Below are 14,945 nucleotides of genomic sequence, written 5' to 3' on the forward strand. Positions count from 1 at the left end.
TGCGTCGGGTGGTGGTGAGGACGGCGAGAGCTGGGAGCGCTCCCAGTTCCGCCTGATGTTTCCAGCGCATCCCCCGGCTGTCAATTGATCCGGGACGATGGTCCCGCGCCGTGCCCGGCAGTGAGATTCGCCGCGCCGCCCGGCATCGTCCTGATCTCCTAGAGACAACTGCGCCCTTCGCCTGGCAGGCTGCCTCCCATGACCCTGAAGCTTCGTTCCGTGGGGGCGAGCGACCGTGGGCTGATCCGCAGCGGGAACCAGGACGCCCGGCACGCCGGGAGTTGGCTTGTCGCCGTCGCCGACGGCATGGGCGGCATGGCGGCCGGTGACCTGGCCAGCCGGATCGCCATGGACGCGGTCGCCCCGCTGGACGTGGAGACCCCCGAGGACGCGCTGGTCGCCGCCCTCCAAGGCGGCATCGAGCTGGCCACCGCAGGGATCCGGCAGGCCGTCCTCGAGGACCCGGAACGCCAGGGCATGGGCACCACCCTGACCGCGCTGCTCTTCGCCCGCACCGGCAGCTGCCTGGCCCTGGCCCACGTCGGCGACTCCCGGGCGTACCTGTTCCGCGAGGGCGTGCTGAAGCAGATCACCAGGGACGACACCTTCGTGCAGATGTTGGTCGACCAGGGCGTGATCACTCCCGACCAGGCGAGCAGCCACCCCCGGCGGGCCGTGGTCACCCAGGCGTTGCAGGGGGACGAGGTCTCCCCGGCGTACGCGACGATGTTGCCCCGGGCCGGCGATCGCTGGCTGCTGTGCAGCGACGGCCTCTCCAACGTGGTCCGCGCGGACACTCTCACCGAGGTGCTCACCGAATATTCCGACCGGGAGGCGTGCACGGCCAAGCTGATCGACCTGGCGCTGCGGGCCGGCGGCCCCGACAACGTGACCGTGGTGATCGCCGACGTCGTGGACGAGTAGCCCGGGTCAGCGTCGGCGCGGCGTGGCGCGTCGGGTGGGCTCGGCGGTGGTCGGATCCTCCGGCCACGGGTGCCGCGGGTAGCGCCCGCGCAGCTCCGCCCGCACCTGCGGGTAGCCCACCCGCCAGAACGAGGCCAGGTCGGCGGTGACCGCCACCGGCCTGCCGGCGGGGGAGAGCAGGTGCAACAGCACCGGCACCCGGCCGTCCGCGATCCGCGGCGCGTTCCGCCAGCCGAAGGTCTCCTGGAGCTTGACCGCGAGCACCGGCGCGGCCGGGTCGGCGTAGTCGACGCGGATCCGGGAGCCGCTGGGCACCGCGAGCCGTTCCGGCGCCAGCTCGTCCAGCCGGGCCGCCTGCCGCCAGTCCAGCAGCCGGCGCAGCGCCACCGCGACGTCGATCCGGCCCAGGTCGGCCCGTCGCCGGGCCCCGGCCAGGTCCGGGCCGAGCCAGCCGGCCACGTCGGCGAGCAGCGCCGGGTCGGACACGTCCGGCCAGTCTTCGCCGAGCGCCTGCCGGCAGAAGGCCAGCCGCCGACGCAGCGCGGTCGCCTCCGGCGTCCAGCCCAGCAGGCCGAGGCCGGCCTGACGCAGCCCGGACAGCACGGCCTCGGCGAGCCGCGCAGAATCCGGCGCGGCCAGCGGCCGGTCGACCAACTCGATCGCGCCGAGCCGGACCACCTCGCGGGCCACCACGTCCCCGCCGGCCCAGCCGACCTCGCGGTCGGTGCGCAGCAGCGGGCCGCCGGCCTCCCGCGCGGTCGCCTCGTCCACGGGCGTGGCGAGCCGGACCCGGGCGGTCGGCGCGCCGGGGGAGCGGTCGGCCACCGCGACGGCCAGCCACGCCGACCCGACCAGCTGCGACCCGGCCGCCAGCTCCGCGGCGGTCCCGCCGGCCATCAGGTACGTGGAACCGCCGGCCCGCCGGGCCCGGGCCAGCCGCTCCGGGTACGCCAGCCCGACCAGCAGCCCTGCCGCCAGGTCGTCGGGGAGGCGATCGCTGTTCGCCGCCGGCCCGCGGCCGTCCCGGACCGACTGTGGGACGCCCGTCGGCAGGGCCGCGCGCAGGCGGCGTACCTCGGCACGCCAGCGGGCGGTGGCCGCCGGATCGGCGCCGCCGCGCAGCCGGCGCCAGAGCGCGGTGAGGTCGTCCCCGGTGCCGGTGAGGGTCTCCTCGGCGAGCAGCGCGACCACCTCGGCGGCCCGGTCCGTGCCGACCCGCTCCGCCCCGTCCAGCAGCGCCCGGGCCAACCGGGGATGCGCCCCGACCGCCGCGATGGCCTGCCCCCGGGCGGTGATCCGGCCGTCCGCGTCCACCGCGCCGAGCGTGGTGAGGGTCTCCCGCGCGACCGTGAGGGCGGCCGGCGGCGGCGGGTCGGGCAGCCCTGGTCCAGTGCCGTCCGGATCGCCCCAGGCGGCCAGTTCCAGCGCGAACCCGGTCAGGTCGGCGGTGGCGATCTCCGGCTCCGGCTGCGGGGCGAGCCGGGCGTGGGTCGCCTCGGACCAGCACCGGTAGACCGTGCCGGGGGCCTCCCGCCCGGCCCGGCCGGCCCGCTGGGTGGCCGCCGCCCGGGACACCGGCACGGTGACCAGCGCGCCCAAGCCCCGGGCCAGGTCGGTGCGGGACACCCGGCTCAGCCCGGCGTCCACCACCACCCGTACCCCGGGCACGGTCAGGCTGCTCTCCGCCACCGCGGTGGCCAGCACCACCCGCCGCCGGTCCGCCGCGACCGATCCGGCCGCCGGCGCGAGGTTGGACGCGTCGGGCCGGGGCGGTGTCAGCCGCAGCGCCGCATCCTGCGCGGCCCCGGACAGCCGGCCGTGCAGCGGCAGCACGGCGACGGCGTCACGCAGGTCGGCCAGGCGGGCGGCGACCGCCGCGATCTCGCCGGCCCCGGGCAGGAAGACCAGCACGTCCCCGTCCTGTTCGCGCAGCGCCCGCCGGACCGTGGCGGCCACGTGGTCGAGCAGGGCCGGATCGACCCGGCCCGCGCCCGGCGTGGCGACCGGCCGGGGTGGCGGTGCCCAGATCCGGGTCACCGGGTGCAGGGCCGCCTCGGCCCGGACCACCGGCGCGGGCCGGTCGGGCACGCCGAGCAGCGCGGCGAACCGGTCCGCCTGCGGGGTGGCGGACATCGCCAGGAGCCACAGGTCGGGCCGGAGCGTGCCCCGGGCCTCGACGGTGAACGCCAACGCCAGGTCGGCGTCGAGCTGCCGCTCGTGGCACTCGTCGAGCAGCACCGCGCCGACCCCGGGCAGCTCCGGGTCGCGGTGCAGCCGCCGCACCAGCAGGCCGGTGGTGACCACCTCGACGCGGGTGTCCGGCCCGACCCGGCGCTCGCCGCGCACCGCGTACCCGACCCGGCCGCCGACGCGCTCGCCGAGCAGGGCGGCCATCCGGTGGGCGGCGGCCCGGGCGGCCACCCGGCGGGGCTGGGCGATCACCACCCGCCCGGCGACCGCGTCGGCCACCGCGAGCGGCGCCAGGGTGGTCTTACCGGTGCCGGGCGGCGCGACCAGCACCCCGCTGCCGGCCGTGCGCAGCGCCTCGACCAGCGCCGGCAGCACCGGCCGGACCGGTAGGTCAAGGGGTACGTCGGAAAGCACGCTCCCAATCTCTCACCCGGTGCTCAGGCCGGGCGTACCCCGTCCATGCCGGTGACGAAGGCCGCCCATGCCTCCGGCGCGAAGACCAGCGCCGGACCATGGCGGTCCTTGCTGTCCCGCACGGCGATCCGACCGCCCACGGCGGCGACCTCCACGCAGTTGCCGTTGCCACTGCTGCGCGTGCTGGTGAGCCAGTCCGCCCTGGACAGGTCGAGCGCGGTCATCCCCGTACCTTTCGTCTTCCGTCGGCGTGCCGCCGAGCGGTCACGCAAAGTTACGAGAAGCCTCCTCCAGACGGTTCAGCGACGCCGTCGGATCCAATGCCATCCGGCACAGCTCCTCATGCAGAAGGCTATACCGGTGCACCTGTGCGACATCCTCCAGAGCCAGTCCCATGGTGAGGTTGTCCAGGTAAATCACGGAGGCGTCGGCCGCGTCGGCGAAGCCGAGGATGACGTAGGGGGTGCTCATCGCCGGATGACCGCCGGCATCGAATGGAAGTACCTGAATGGTTACGTTAGGTAGTTGAGCGAGCTTCACCATGTGGCTGAGCTGATCCGCCATCGCCACCGGCCGGCAGACGGGGCGCAGCAGCACCGCCTCGTTGAGCACCACCGACAGCCGGACGGGCGACTCCCGGTGCAGCACCTCCTGCCGGCGCAGCCGGGCGGCGACCTTGCGCTCGATGCCGTCCTCGCCCGCGGTGATCCGGTAGATCTCCCGGGCGTACGCCTCGGTCTGCAGCAGTCCCGGCACCGCCTCGGCCTCGTACGTGCGCAGCGTGGCCGCCTCGGCCTCCAGTCCGACGTAGAACTCGAACCACTCCGGCAGGACATCGCTGTAGTTCTGCCACCAGCCGCGCTGTTGCGCCCCTCGGGCGATCTCGATCAGCGCCTCGGCGTCGGCGCCGGTCACCTGGTAGAGCGCGAGCGCGGCGCGGACGTCGCGCGGTTTGATGCCGATCTGCGCGTTCTCGATCCGGGAAAGGTTGCTCTTCGACATGTCGAGCTGGCGGGCGGCGACATCGAGGGTCATCCCTGCGCGTTCGCGCAGTTGGCGGAGTTCACGGGCGATGCGGCGGCGGCGAACGGTGGGGCTGGCGGTCACCCTCCGAGTCTGTCACGACAAGATCCGCAGGTCGCGCCGGTACGGAGTGCAACCGTCGAATTCGGGAGTTGCATTGCCGGACCCTGACGTGCATTCTCTTCGCGGTATCGATCGTTTGTGGATAGCCGGGAGGCTCGTTGCTCATCGCCGACGAGTTCTTCCTGATCGCCCACAACGACGGCCGGGGCAAGGCCAAGCTGCACCCGGCCGCGCTCGGGCTCGGGCTCGCCGCCGGCCTTCTCGGTGAGTTGCTCCTTTTTCGACGGATCACCGTCACATCCGGAATGGTCACCGTGCTCGACCGCCGGCCGCCGGCCGACGCGCTCGCGCACACCGTGCTCGATCAGCTGATCGGCGAGTCCCAGCACCGGGCGGTCCGCACCTGGCTCAGCTTTCTGGCCCAGACCGGGGTGACCGCGGTCGGCGAGCGGCTGGCCCGCGCCGGGGTGCTGCGCCGTCAGGAGAACCGGCGGCTGCTGCGAACCAGCCTCAGCTACGTACCGGTCGACCTGAACGCGGCAGCCTGGCCGGCGGCCCGGCTGTGGACGCTGCTGGAGCGTCCCGAGCCGATCGACGTGCCGGACGCTCTGCTGCTCGGTCTGATCGCCGCCACCGGGCTGACCCGCGAGGTGCTGTACAGCGCCGGTCCGGAGGCCCACCGCCGGCTGGGCGCGCTCATCCCGGCGCTGCCCGCGCCGCTGAAGGAACTGGTCGTGCACACCGAGGCCGCCGTCGGCGCCGCGGTGCTGCGCGGCATCCCCTGACCTCCGGGTCACCGCCCCCTTCCCCCCTCCCACCGGAGCAGCCCCCATGCCCCCTGCAACCAAAGCCGAACGCGCGAGCAACGTCTCCGAGGCCCTGGCCCGCGGCCGGCTCGGCGTACCGTCGGTCATCTTCTTCGTCCTCTCCGCCGCCGCCCCGCTGACCGTGGTGGCCGGCCTGATCACCACGGGGTATGCCGTCACCGGGGTCACCGGCATCCCGCTGGCGTTCCTGGTGGTCGCGGCGGTGCTCACCCTCTTCGCGGTCGGCTACGTGGCGATGGCCCGTCGGCTGACGAACGCCGGCGCGTTCTACGCGTACATCGCCCGTGGGCTCGGCCGACCCGGAGGCGTCGGCGCGGCGTGGGTCGCGCTGATCGCGTACAACGCGCTGCAGGTCGGGCTCTACGGCGCGATCGGCGCGGCCGCCGAGCCCGTGCTGGGCCGGCTCTTCGGCGGCTCGCCCGCCTGGTGGGTGGTGGCCCTGGTGGCCTGGGCGCTGGTCGCGGTGCTGGGCGTGTTGCGGGTGGACGTAAACGCCCTGGTGCTCGCCGTGCTGCTGCTGGCCGAGATCACGGTGATCCTCGTCTTCGACCTGGGGCAGGTCACCCACCCGGCCGGCGGCTCGCTCAGGTTCGACACCCTGTCGCCGGCCAACCTGCTGGTGCCGGGGGTCGGCGCGATCCTGGTGCTGGCCACGACCGGCTTCACCGGCTTCGAGTCCGCCGTGGTGTTCAGCGAGGAGAGCAAGGACCCGAAGCGGACCGTCCCGCTGGCCACGTACCTGTCGGTGGCGATCATCGCCGGACTGTACGCCTTCTCGGCCTGGACGATGACGGTCGCCACCGGGCCGGACAAGATCGTCGAGGAGTCCCGTGAACAGAGTACCGGCCTGATCTTCAGTCTCGCCGGCGCGCACCTCGGCGACACCGCGGTGGCCATCGGCGAGGCGCTCTTCCTCACCTCGCTGCTGGCGGCGATGATCTCGTTCCACAACACCACCGCCCGGTACGCCTTCGCGCTCGGCCGGGAGCGGGTGCTGCCGGCGTTGTTCGGGCGGACCTCACCGTCGACCGGGGCCCCGCGGGTCGCGTCGCTGGCGCAGAGCGCCCTCGGCCTGATCGTGATCGCCCTCTACGCGGTCAACGGCTGGGACCCGCTGGTGCAGCTGTTCTTCTGGGGCGGCACGGGCGGCGGGTTCGGCGTGCTGCTGCTGATCACCGCCACCGCGGTCGCGGTGATCGCCTTCTTCGCCCGGACCCGCACCGAGGAGACGCTGTGGCGCCGGGCGATCGCCCCCGCCCTCGCCGCGATCGCGCTGATCGCCGTCATCGTCGTCGCGGTGGACAACTTCGCCAACCTGCTCGGGGTCGATCCGGACTCGCCGCTGCGCTGGGGGATCCCGGCGGTCTACCCGGTCGCGGCGCTGCTCGGGCTGCTCTGGGGGCTGGTGCTGCGCCGCACCCGGCCGGACGTGTACGCCCGGATCGGGCTGGGCGCGGAGAGCGCCGTCGTCGACGCGCCGCGGGTCTCCGACGAGGTGGTGCCGGTCGGGGCGGAGTCGTCCCGATGACCGACGTGCCGGTCGAGCGGCTGGGGCCGGCGGAGACCCGGTCGGTCGCCGAGCGGATCGCCATGGCCTTCCAGCCCCTGGACGTCACCCGGTGGCTGGTGCCGGACGAGGCGAAGCGGGAGGCGGTGCTCGCCGACAACTTCGAGATCCTGGTCGACCACGCGATGCGGCACGGAATCGTGCACGCCACCGCGGACCGCGCGGCGGTCGCGGTCTGGTTGCCGCAGGCCGGCGAGCCGGCCCCGCCGCCGGCCGACTACGACGCCCGGCTCGCCGCCGCCTGCGGCGAGTGGACCCCGCGGTTCCAGCACCTCGACGAGTTGTTCGAGGCGCACCATCCGCACGCGGATCACCACCACCTGGCGTTCCTGGCGGTCGCGCCCGAGCGGCAGGGACGGGGGCTGGGCAACGTCCTGCTGCGCCACCATCACGCCGTACTCGACGCCGAGGGCCTACCCGGGTACCTGGAGGCGAGCAGCGAGCGCAGCCGCAAGCTGTACGCCCGCCACGGCTACCGATCCGCCGAGCCGTTCCGCCTGCCCGACGGTGCCGCCTTCTATCCGATGTGGCGCGAGCCGGTCGGCTGAGGCTCGCCGGCCGAACCGGAACGGCCCGGCCGGCGAACCGCCGACCGGGCCTGCCTGAACGCGACGATGGCCGGGCCCGCCGACCCGGCCATCATCGCCACCCCCTAGTAGGTTCCGTCGAGCTGCCCGCGCAGCTTCGTCAGGGCCCGAGCCAGCAGCCGGGACACGTGCATCTGTGACACGCCGATCTGCTCGGCGATCTGCGACTGGGTCAGATTGCCGTAGAAGCGCAGGGTGAGGATCTTCTGCTCGCGCTCGTCCAGCGTGGCCAGCGCCGGGCCCAGGGCCACCCGGACCTCGGCCAGCTCGAACTCGCCGTCCTCGCCGCCGAGCAGGTCGCCCAGCTCGGTGGCCCGGTCACCGTCGCCGGTGGGGGTGGACAGCGACACCGCGTTGTACGCGCGGGCGCCCTCCAGTCCCTCCAGGACCTCTTCCTCGGTGAGGTTGAGGTGGGCGGCGATGTCGGCGACCGTGGGCGAGCGGCCGAGGGTCTGCAGCAGCGAGCTGTTGGCGTCGGAGATGGCCAGCCGCAGCTCCTGGAGGCGACGGGGCACCCGGATGTCCCAGGTGCGGTCGCGGAAGTGCCGCTTGAGCTCGCCGATGATGGTCGGGATGGCGTAGCCGGCGAAGTCGACGCCCCGGGAAGGGTCGAACTTGTCGATCGCCTTGATCAGGCCGATCGCGGCGGTCTGCGCCAGATCGTCGGTGGGCTCGCCCCGGCCGCTGTAGCGGTGGGCGAGGTGGTTGGCGAGCGGCAGCCAGGCCTCGATGGCCTTGTCGCGCATCGCGGGCCGCGACGGGTGGTTGGCGGGCAGCGCGGCCATCGCGGCGAGCAGGTCGGCGGCGCTGTCGGTGAGTGCGCGCGGGTCGAGCTTCTCGGAGGTGGACGGCGCTCTGGTCGCCTGTTCGCTGATCGTGTGCGCGGTCATGCGTGGTCCTCCCTGCACCTCGTCCGCGAAGAATGAGACGTGACTCTTCGGTTTAGCTTCGGTTGGTCCGTTCGGGAGACACCGTAACCCGATCAGCCGGAGAAAATCCAGCCGAAAGTATGATGCACCTAAGTTGCTTTACGGCACGAAGTGGGATTTATCGGGCAAGATTTCCTTGACTCGTTGGGCTTCCGGCCTCCGCCCTGGCGGTCCCCGCCACCTGCCCGCTCGGTTCCCCCACGGTCAACCGACCGGCCAACGGCAAACCCGACAGTCGGCTCACATTGCCGCCTTTACGTCGTTGTCCCACCAACGAGACCACCCGTAGCGTCCCTGTTATATCCGCATACGGAGGCATCGTGCTCGATCCCGCCGCTCCACAACTCGTCGTCAACGCCCGGATGCTCCAGTTCAGCTGGCTCCCGGCGGACCCCGACGCGGTCGCGGCGCTCGTGCCCCCCGGGCTCCGGCCGCGTCCGGACCGGCAGGTGTTCCTCTGCCAGTACGTGGTGGACGACGAGTCGCAGACCTCCGGCTTCGGCGTGTACTCCCTCACCCACCTCGGCGTCGCCCTCGACGGCATCGACCCGCCGCCGGTGGGCGGCACCCCCGGTGGCTGGTGGACCCACTATCTCGCCTCCAGCCCCCGGGTACGCGAGTACGCCGCCGCCCGGGGCGCTCCGGCGGCGCCGGGCGAGACCCGGTTGGTCGTTCAGGGCGGGCAGCTCACGGCGGAGACCCACGTGGACGGGACGCCGATCATCCGGGTCGTCGCGCGCGTCGGGCACCCCGGCATCCGGGTGTGCAGCGGGCACCACCGCTACCTGACCGGCCGGGACGGGGAGCTGTTCACCGCCGACTACCCGTTCGTGGCGGAGCCGGTGACCCCGTTCGAGGTCGAGTCGGTCGAGTTCCTGGCCCCCGAGCGCCAGGTTTACGCGCTACGCCCCGCCAACCCGCTCGTCATCTGCGGGGGCTTCTACTCGCCGCGGGTGTCGTTCGCGTACCCGTCGGGGCCGAACGCGCTCGACGCCCCGTCGGCTGCCGCGGACCTCGGGCCGGCGCACCGGGTGCCGGCGCGTCGAGCCCCCAGCGGCCTGGGGACCAGGGCGTAGACCAGCCCCGCACAACGCCGCACCCCGCCGTTGGCCGGCCAGGATACGCGGCGCCGTGAATCAACGGCGCGGGGAGGTTTCGCGTCGCCCGGACGGGTAATTCAGGTGCCGGGTTGGCGCGTTCCCGCGCGATGAGGAACCGTCCCGCATCGCCGCGCTCCAGCCTCCCGAGGTCGACACCGTCCTCACGGCAGGACCCCCCGGGACGGCCCCGCACGCCGACCACCCTGGTCGGCCGGGCCTTCGCGTGGGCGCTGCCGGACACCAGCTGCGCAACCGAGGAGGCCACAGCATGCCCGCCGAGACGACGAACACCGTGACCGAATACCGCGAGCAGGCGGTGGAGGGGGAGCGGGGTGCGCTGTTGGCGGTCCTGTTGATGGTGATCCTCGGCGTGGCCGGCATCTTCGCCGTCTCCTGAACCGTCGGTGGGCGCCCCGGATGAGCCCGGGACGCCCCACCGCGTACGGAACCGGTCAGGGCCGGTCGCCCTCGCCGCCGGTGTGCGGCAGCCGCCCGGCCGGGATCACGCCGAGCCGGCCGGCCTGGTAGTCCTCGAACGCCTGGACCAGCTCGTCCCGGGTGTTCATCACGAACGGGCCGTAGTGCGCCACCGGCTCCCGGATCGGCTGCCCGCCCATCAGGTAGAGCTCCAGCGCGGGCGTGTTGCTGTCCTGCTTCGCGTCTGCGGTGACCCGCAGCGCGTCACCCGGGCCGTGCACGGCCAGCTGGCCGAGGTGGATCGGACGGCGGTCGGTGCCCACCGTGCCTCGGCCGGCCATCACGTAGACCAGCGCGTTGAAGTCCGGCCGCCAGGGCAGGCTCAGCTCCGCGCCGGGCTGGAGCGTCACGTGTGCGATGGTGATCGGGGTGTGGGTCGAGCCCGGGCCCTGGTGCCCGGCGATCTCCCCGGCGATCACCCGGATCAGCGCGCCGCCGTCGGGCGTGGTCAGCAGCGCCGACTCCCGGCCGCGGATGTCCTGGTAGCGCGGCGGATTCATCTTCGCCACGCGGGGCAGGTTGACCCAGAGCTGCATGCCGTGGAAGAGGCCGCCGCTCATCACCAGGTGCTCCGGCGGCGCCTCGATGTGCAGCAGGCCGCTGCCGGCCGTCATCCACTGGGTGTCGCCGTCGGTGATGGTGCCGCCGCCGCCCTGCGAGTCCTGGTGGTCAAAGATCCCGTCGATCATGTAGGTCACCGTCTCGAAGCCGCGGTGCGGGTGCCACGGGGTGCCCTTCGCCTCGCCCGGGGCGTAGTCGACCTCGCCCATCTGGTCGAGGTGGATGAACGGATCCAGCTCGGTCAGCGGGACGCCGGCGAAGGCCTTGCGGACCGGGAAACCCTCGCCCTCGAAACCGCTCGGCGCGGTGGTCAACCGGCGGACCGGGCGGAAGGTGGTGGACTCGTCCAGCTGCGGCAGGCGGGGCAGGACGAGGACGTCGTCGACGTTGATGGCGGGCATCTCGGGCTCCTTACTTGTCGGCCGGGGTGGACGACGCGTCGCGGTCGGCGCGCAGGCGCCGGCCGAGCCGCTCGAAGACCCGGGTGAGGCAGGCGACCTCGGCGTCGTCGAGGTCGTCCATCAGGTGGGTGCGCACGGAGCGCAGGTGGTGCGGCGCGGCCTCGCGCAGCGCCAGCAGGCCGGCGGCGGTCAGCACGGCTTCGCTGCCGCGCCGGTCCTCCGGGCAGGACTGCCGGGCCACCAGGCCCCGCTTCTGCATCACGGAGATCTGGTACGTCAGTCGGCTCGGCGAGAACACCAGCCGGCCGGCCAGCTCGCCCATCCGCAGCCGTTGCCCCGGCGCCTCGGAGAGCAGCACCAGCACGTGGTAGTCGGCGAAGCTCAGCTCGCTGTCCGCGCGCAGGTCGTCCTCGAGCTGGGTGAAGAGCCGCTGGCTCGCCTCGATGTACGCGCGCCAGGCGGCCATTCGCTCGGGGCTCAGGCTCTCGGTCATGGCTCCGACAGTAGCACCATTTAAAATTTGAACAAGTACCTTGAGACGTTGTGTGAGCGGGGCGACAGCGGCCTAGAGGATGATGCGATTGGAATTTGAAGGGAGGTCTCACCGCCAGCCCGGCTACGGTCGGGGGATGGATGATCTCGACCTGCTCGACTGGCGGGAGCAGCTGGCCCGGCTGTATCTCTCCGACCTGGACCTGGCCGGCTTCCGGGCCGCCCGGGACGAGCTGTTCCGCTCACATCCGTGCAGCCCGGTGCCGGCGGCCGACCGGCCCGGCTTCACCGGGCTGCGCTGGTTCCCGCCCGACCCGGCGGCCGTGGTCGAGGCGCCGCTACGTCCCGCCGCCGGCACGGAGACCATCGACACCGGTGGGCCCGACGGAGTCGTCCGCTACCGCCGGGTCGCGGTGGCCGAGACGCCGTGGGGGCCGCTCACCGTGTGGTGGATCGAGGCGTACGGGGGCGGGCTGTTCGTGCCGCTGCGCGACGCCACCTGCGGCGACGAGACATACGGGGGCGGGCGTTACCTGACCGACACGGTGAAGGGCACCTTCGGACGCGGCCTGACGGTGCTGCCCGGCGGGCGGGTCCGCCTGGACGCCAACTACCTCTACAACCCGAGCTGTGCCTACGACGACCGCTGGGCCTGCCCGCTCGCCCCGCCCGAGAATCGACTCGACGCCCCGATCAGGGCGGGGGAGCTGGCGTACCACGACTGATGTTCTCGCGCCGGTCGACTCAGCGGGCGGTCGTGCCGGTCGGCGTCAGGTGCATCCGGCCGAGCAACTGTCGCGCCTGGTCCGCCAGGTCGGCGTGCACTGTCACCGCGTAATGGCTGGCCCGCAGCGAACTGGCCGAGGTGAAGTCGCGCCGACCCCCGGTCATCGCGTGGGCCACCGCCCCGAACACGGCACCCCAGATCGCGCCGATCACCAACCCGGCCACGATCACCGCGATCCAGTTGCCGGCGGTGAAGATGCCGAAGAGCAACCCGATGAAGAGCCCGAACCAGGCGCCGGTGCCCGTACCGATCAGGGCGGCCCGGCCGGTGGTCATACGGCCCAGCACCGTCTCCACCAGGGTGAGGTTGGTGCCGATGATCGACGCTTGTTCCACCGGGAAGCGGTTGTCGGCCAGGTAGTCCACCACGCGCTGAGCGGACGGATAGTCCGGGTACGACCCGATCGTCACGGTCGGCGGCCCGGTCTCCGGCCCGTGCCCGTCCCGGCTCGGCGCGGCCGGGTGGCCGCCCGGACCGGACGGGAGGTTGTCGCCACCCGGCATTCCGGGTCGCCAGGCCGCGCTCGGCGTCGAGGGTCTGGTCATGAGGGTCCTCCTTCGTCAACCCGCCGCGTTCCCACCCCCTTCGGTTGGTAACGCGTCCGGCCGGGCCGGACGACGGGCGTGGCGCGGGCCCGAGCGGGTAGCCACCGGCGTGGACGCCGGACGGATCAGCGAGCACGGGTTCCTCGCCGACGGGCGCAGCGCGGCGCTGGTGGACCGCGCCGGCGCGGTGAACTGGTGGTGCCCGGCCCGCTTCGACGGCCCCTCGGTCTTCGGGCGGCTGCTCGACGACTCCGCCGGGCACTGGAGCATCCGGCCCGAGGACGACTTCACCAGCGAGCGGTCCTACCTGGAGGACACCTTGGTGCTGCGTACCGTCTTCACCACGCGGACCGGAGCGGTGGCCGTGACGGACGCCCTGGCGTTGGAGCCCGGCGCGCGCGGTCACGACATCGGCCTGCGCTCCCCGCGGGTGCTCGCCCGGGTCGTCGAGGGGCTCTCCGGTGAGGTGCCGATGCGGGTGGAGTACCAGCCCCGCTTCGAGTACGGCAGGATCCGCGCCTACCTCACCGGCAGCCCGGACACGATCGACGCCATCGCGGGCGGCACCCGGCTGAGCCTCCGCGCCAACGTGCCGATGAGGTGCGGCGAGGGCACCGCCACCGGTCGCTTCACCGCCCGCGCCGGCTCCACCCACCACTTCACCCTCGGGTACGCCCCGACCTACGACGGTGGCGAGCCCGGCCTGCCCGACGCCGACCAGGTGGTGGCCGACGCGGTCGCCGGCTGGCGGTCCTGGGCCGGCCTGCACGAATACCAGGGGTGGTACCGCGACCAGGTGCGGCGCAGCGCGATCGTGGTGCAGGGGATGACCTACCAGCCCAGCGGGGGAGTCGTCGCGGCGGCCACCACCTCGCTCCCGGAGGAACTGGGCGGCGACCGCAACTACGACTACCGCTTCGTCTGGGTGCGCGACTTCAGCCTCACCCTCCAGGCGCTCTGGCTGGCCGCCTGCCCCGACGAGGCGAACCGGCAGTTCGCCTGGGTGTCCCGGGCCATGGGCCTGATCGGCGACGAACCCGTGCCGATCATGTACGGCGTGGAGGGCGAGCGGGACCTCACCGAACACCGCCTCGACCACCTCGCCGGGTACGCCGACAGCCGGCCGGTCTTCGTCGGCAACGACGCCTGGCGGCAGCGGCAGACCGACGTGCTCGGCGAGATCCTCGACGCCGCCTGGTTGATGCGGTACTACCTCGACCCGATGTCGCCCGAGGTCGGGCACCTGCTGCACGCCCTCGCCGACCAGGCGGTGCTGGACTGGCGCCGGCCGGACGCCGGGATGTGGGAGGCCCGGGATGCCGAGCGGCACTACCTGTCGTCCAAAGTGCAGTGCTGGACCGCGTTGGACCGGGCGGTCCGCTTCGGGCGGCGGATCGGCGACGACGGTGACGTGGCCCGCTGGGCGGCGGCCCGCGACGAGGTGCGCCAGGAGGTGCTCACCCGGGGCTGGAACGAGCGACTCGGGGCGTACACCGGAGCCTTCGACTCGGACAACCTGGACGCCTCGGTGCTGATCATGCCGTTGGTCGGCTTCCTGCCGGCCGACGACCCCCGGATGCGGTCCACGATGGACGTGGTGGAGCGCCACCTGTCCCGGGGCGGCCTGCTGCGGCGCTGGGACACCGACCCGGCCGGCTTCGTCATCTGTTCGTTCTGGCTGGTCAGCTGCCTCGCCGAGGCGGGCGAGCTGGACCGGGCGTGCCGGCTCTTCGAGCAGCTCGCCGCGCGGGTCAACGACCTGGGGCTGTACGCCGAGCAGATCGACCAGGCCACCGGTGAGCAGCTGGGCAACTTCCCGCAGGCCTTCTCGCACATCGGCCTGATCAACGCCGCGGGCCGGATCACCGACGCAGCCGTGCGGCTCGGCCGCGCCGGGCGAGCGGCCGTGCCGACCGGTGCGGCGACCACGGAGGGAACACGCGGATGACCGGACGGTTGGCGGAAGGACCGCAATCGACGGTGGTCTGATGCAGAACCAGGGCCAGGGCGCCTGACCGTGGCCGTCAGCCGACCGCGGTTCTCCCCGCCTGAGCGTCT

The 14,945-nt window shown here is 73.2% G+C and carries 15 protein-coding genes; 8 read left to right on the top strand and 7 right to left on the bottom strand.

Features of this window, described 5'->3' with window-relative positions; genetic code table 11:
- Positions 1 to 198 precede the first annotated feature (198 nt).
- Complete coding sequence (locus ACNAVT_RS24800) at positions 199 to 924, top strand: PP2C family protein-serine/threonine phosphatase (protein WP_416299578.1); 726 nt, start codon at positions 199 to 201, stop codon at positions 922 to 924.
- A 6-nt stretch (positions 925 to 930) separates the two neighbouring features.
- On the opposite strand, the gene hrpB is transcribed toward ACNAVT_RS24800, so the two are convergent.
- From hrpB to ACNAVT_RS24815, 3 genes are read right to left on the bottom strand one after another with little or no spacing between them, the layout of a single operon-like run.
- Complete coding sequence (gene hrpB, locus ACNAVT_RS24805; RefSeq protein ID WP_416299580.1) at positions 931 to 3,528, bottom strand: ATP-dependent helicase HrpB; 2,598 nt, start codon at positions 3,526 to 3,528, stop codon at positions 931 to 933.
- Positions 3,529 to 3,551: 23 nt separating this feature from the next.
- Positions 3,552 to 3,752, bottom strand: coding sequence for a DUF397 domain-containing protein (locus ACNAVT_RS24810; RefSeq protein WP_416299582.1), 201 nt, complete (start codon positions 3,750 to 3,752; stop codon positions 3,552 to 3,554).
- A 40-nt stretch (positions 3,753 to 3,792) separates the two neighbouring features.
- The gene (locus ACNAVT_RS24815; protein WP_416299584.1) at positions 3,793 to 4,635 is read right to left on the bottom strand and encodes a helix-turn-helix domain-containing protein; all 843 of its coding nucleotides are present in this window, start codon (positions 4,633 to 4,635) and stop codon (positions 3,793 to 3,795) included.
- A 137-nt stretch (positions 4,636 to 4,772) separates the two neighbouring features.
- Between ACNAVT_RS24815 and ACNAVT_RS24820 the strand changes: the two genes are divergently transcribed.
- Genes ACNAVT_RS24820 through ACNAVT_RS24830 form a run of 3 tightly spaced genes read left to right on the top strand, consistent with a single transcriptional unit; the run spans position 4,773 to position 7,556 of the window.
- Positions 4,773 to 5,399, top strand: coding sequence for a GOLPH3/VPS74 family protein (locus tag ACNAVT_RS24820; RefSeq protein WP_416299586.1), 627 nt, complete (start codon positions 4,773 to 4,775; stop codon positions 5,397 to 5,399).
- Between the two features lie 46 nt (positions 5,400 to 5,445).
- Positions 5,446 to 6,969, top strand: a complete 1,524-nt coding sequence (locus ACNAVT_RS24825; protein WP_416299588.1) for an APC family permease — start codon at positions 5,446 to 5,448, stop codon at positions 6,967 to 6,969.
- Positions 6,966 to 7,556 (top strand): GNAT family N-acetyltransferase, encoded by a 591-nt coding sequence (locus ACNAVT_RS24830; protein WP_416299590.1) that lies wholly within the window; start codon positions 6,966 to 6,968, stop codon positions 7,554 to 7,556. Before ACNAVT_RS24825 ends, ACNAVT_RS24830 begins: the two co-directional genes overlap by 4 nt.
- A gap of 104 nt (positions 7,557 to 7,660) precedes the next feature.
- Here the strand turns inward: ACNAVT_RS24830 and ACNAVT_RS24835 are convergent, their stop codons facing one another.
- The gene (locus ACNAVT_RS24835; RefSeq protein ID WP_416299592.1) at positions 7,661 to 8,485 is read right to left on the bottom strand and encodes a SigB/SigF/SigG family RNA polymerase sigma factor; all 825 of its coding nucleotides are present in this window, start codon (positions 8,483 to 8,485) and stop codon (positions 7,661 to 7,663) included.
- A gap of 359 nt (positions 8,486 to 8,844) precedes the next feature.
- Between ACNAVT_RS24835 and ACNAVT_RS24840 the strand changes: the two genes are divergently transcribed.
- Both ACNAVT_RS24840 and ACNAVT_RS24845 read left to right on the top strand, forming a co-directional pair.
- Positions 8,845 to 9,600, top strand: coding sequence for a hypothetical protein (locus ACNAVT_RS24840; protein WP_416299594.1), 756 nt, complete (start codon positions 8,845 to 8,847; stop codon positions 9,598 to 9,600).
- Between the two features lie 292 nt (positions 9,601 to 9,892).
- Positions 9,893 to 10,021 (top strand): hypothetical protein, encoded by a 129-nt coding sequence (locus tag ACNAVT_RS24845; RefSeq protein WP_357151885.1) that lies wholly within the window; start codon positions 9,893 to 9,895, stop codon positions 10,019 to 10,021.
- A gap of 55 nt (positions 10,022 to 10,076) precedes the next feature.
- Here the strand turns inward: ACNAVT_RS24845 and ACNAVT_RS24850 are convergent, their stop codons facing one another.
- On the bottom strand, positions 10,077 to 11,063 hold the full coding sequence (locus ACNAVT_RS24850) for a pirin family protein (protein ID WP_416299597.1): 987 nt from the start codon (positions 11,061 to 11,063) through the stop codon (positions 10,077 to 10,079).
- Between the two features lie 10 nt (positions 11,064 to 11,073).
- On the bottom strand, positions 11,074 to 11,556 hold the full coding sequence (locus tag ACNAVT_RS24855) for a MarR family winged helix-turn-helix transcriptional regulator (RefSeq protein ID WP_416299599.1): 483 nt from the start codon (positions 11,554 to 11,556) through the stop codon (positions 11,074 to 11,076).
- Between the two features lie 136 nt (positions 11,557 to 11,692).
- Here ACNAVT_RS24855 and ACNAVT_RS24860 point away from each other — a divergent pair, with 136 nt between their 5' ends.
- Positions 11,693 to 12,280: a DUF1684 domain-containing protein gene (locus tag ACNAVT_RS24860; protein ID WP_416299601.1), complete on the top strand. Its 588-nt coding sequence runs from the start codon at positions 11,693 to 11,695 to the stop codon at positions 12,278 to 12,280.
- Positions 12,281 to 12,299: 19 nt separating this feature from the next.
- Here the strand turns inward: ACNAVT_RS24860 and ACNAVT_RS24865 are convergent, their stop codons facing one another.
- Entirely contained in the window at positions 12,300 to 12,887 is a 588-nt protein-coding gene (locus ACNAVT_RS24865; RefSeq protein WP_416299603.1) for a general stress protein, read from the bottom strand.
- Positions 12,888 to 12,996: 109 nt separating this feature from the next.
- Here ACNAVT_RS24865 and ACNAVT_RS24870 point away from each other — a divergent pair, with 109 nt between their 5' ends.
- Positions 12,997 to 14,835: a glycoside hydrolase family 15 protein gene (locus ACNAVT_RS24870; RefSeq protein ID WP_416299605.1), complete on the top strand. Its 1,839-nt coding sequence runs from the start codon at positions 12,997 to 12,999 to the stop codon at positions 14,833 to 14,835.
- Positions 14,836 to 14,945: the final 110 nt, after the last annotated feature.

Source organism: Micromonospora sp. SL4-19 (genome assembly GCF_047921475.1).
Classification (GTDB): Bacteria; Actinomycetota; Actinomycetes; order Mycobacteriales; family Micromonosporaceae; genus Micromonospora.

What these genes read in the sequence shown, in the direction of transcription:
- ACNAVT_RS24850 (WP_416299597.1), bottom strand. Translation starts at nt 11,063, where the DNA reads ATGCCCGCCATCAACGTCGACGACGTCCTCGTCCTGCCCCGCCTGCCG.
- ACNAVT_RS24845 (WP_357151885.1), top strand. Translation starts at nt 9,893, where the DNA reads ATGCCCGCCGAGACGACGAACACCGTGACCGAATACCGCGAGCAGGCG.
- ACNAVT_RS24865 (WP_416299603.1), bottom strand. Translation starts at nt 12,887, where the DNA reads ATGACCAGACCCTCGACGCCGAGCGCGGCCTGGCGACCCGGAATGCCG.
- ACNAVT_RS24810 (WP_416299582.1), bottom strand. Translation starts at nt 3,752, where the DNA reads ATGACCGCGCTCGACCTGTCCAGGGCGGACTGGCTCACCAGCACGCGC.
- ACNAVT_RS24860 (WP_416299601.1), top strand. Translation starts at nt 11,693, where the DNA reads ATGGATGATCTCGACCTGCTCGACTGGCGGGAGCAGCTGGCCCGGCTG.
- ACNAVT_RS24835 (WP_416299592.1), bottom strand. Translation starts at nt 8,485, where the DNA reads ATGACCGCGCACACGATCAGCGAACAGGCGACCAGAGCGCCGTCCACC.
- ACNAVT_RS24855 (WP_416299599.1), bottom strand. Translation starts at nt 11,556, where the DNA reads ATGACCGAGAGCCTGAGCCCCGAGCGAATGGCCGCCTGGCGCGCGTAC.
- ACNAVT_RS24800 (WP_416299578.1), top strand. Translation starts at nt 199, where the DNA reads ATGACCCTGAAGCTTCGTTCCGTGGGGGCGAGCGACCGTGGGCTGATC.
- ACNAVT_RS24825 (WP_416299588.1), top strand. Translation starts at nt 5,446, where the DNA reads ATGCCCCCTGCAACCAAAGCCGAACGCGCGAGCAACGTCTCCGAGGCC.
- ACNAVT_RS24830 (WP_416299590.1), top strand. Translation starts at nt 6,966, where the DNA reads ATGACCGACGTGCCGGTCGAGCGGCTGGGGCCGGCGGAGACCCGGTCG.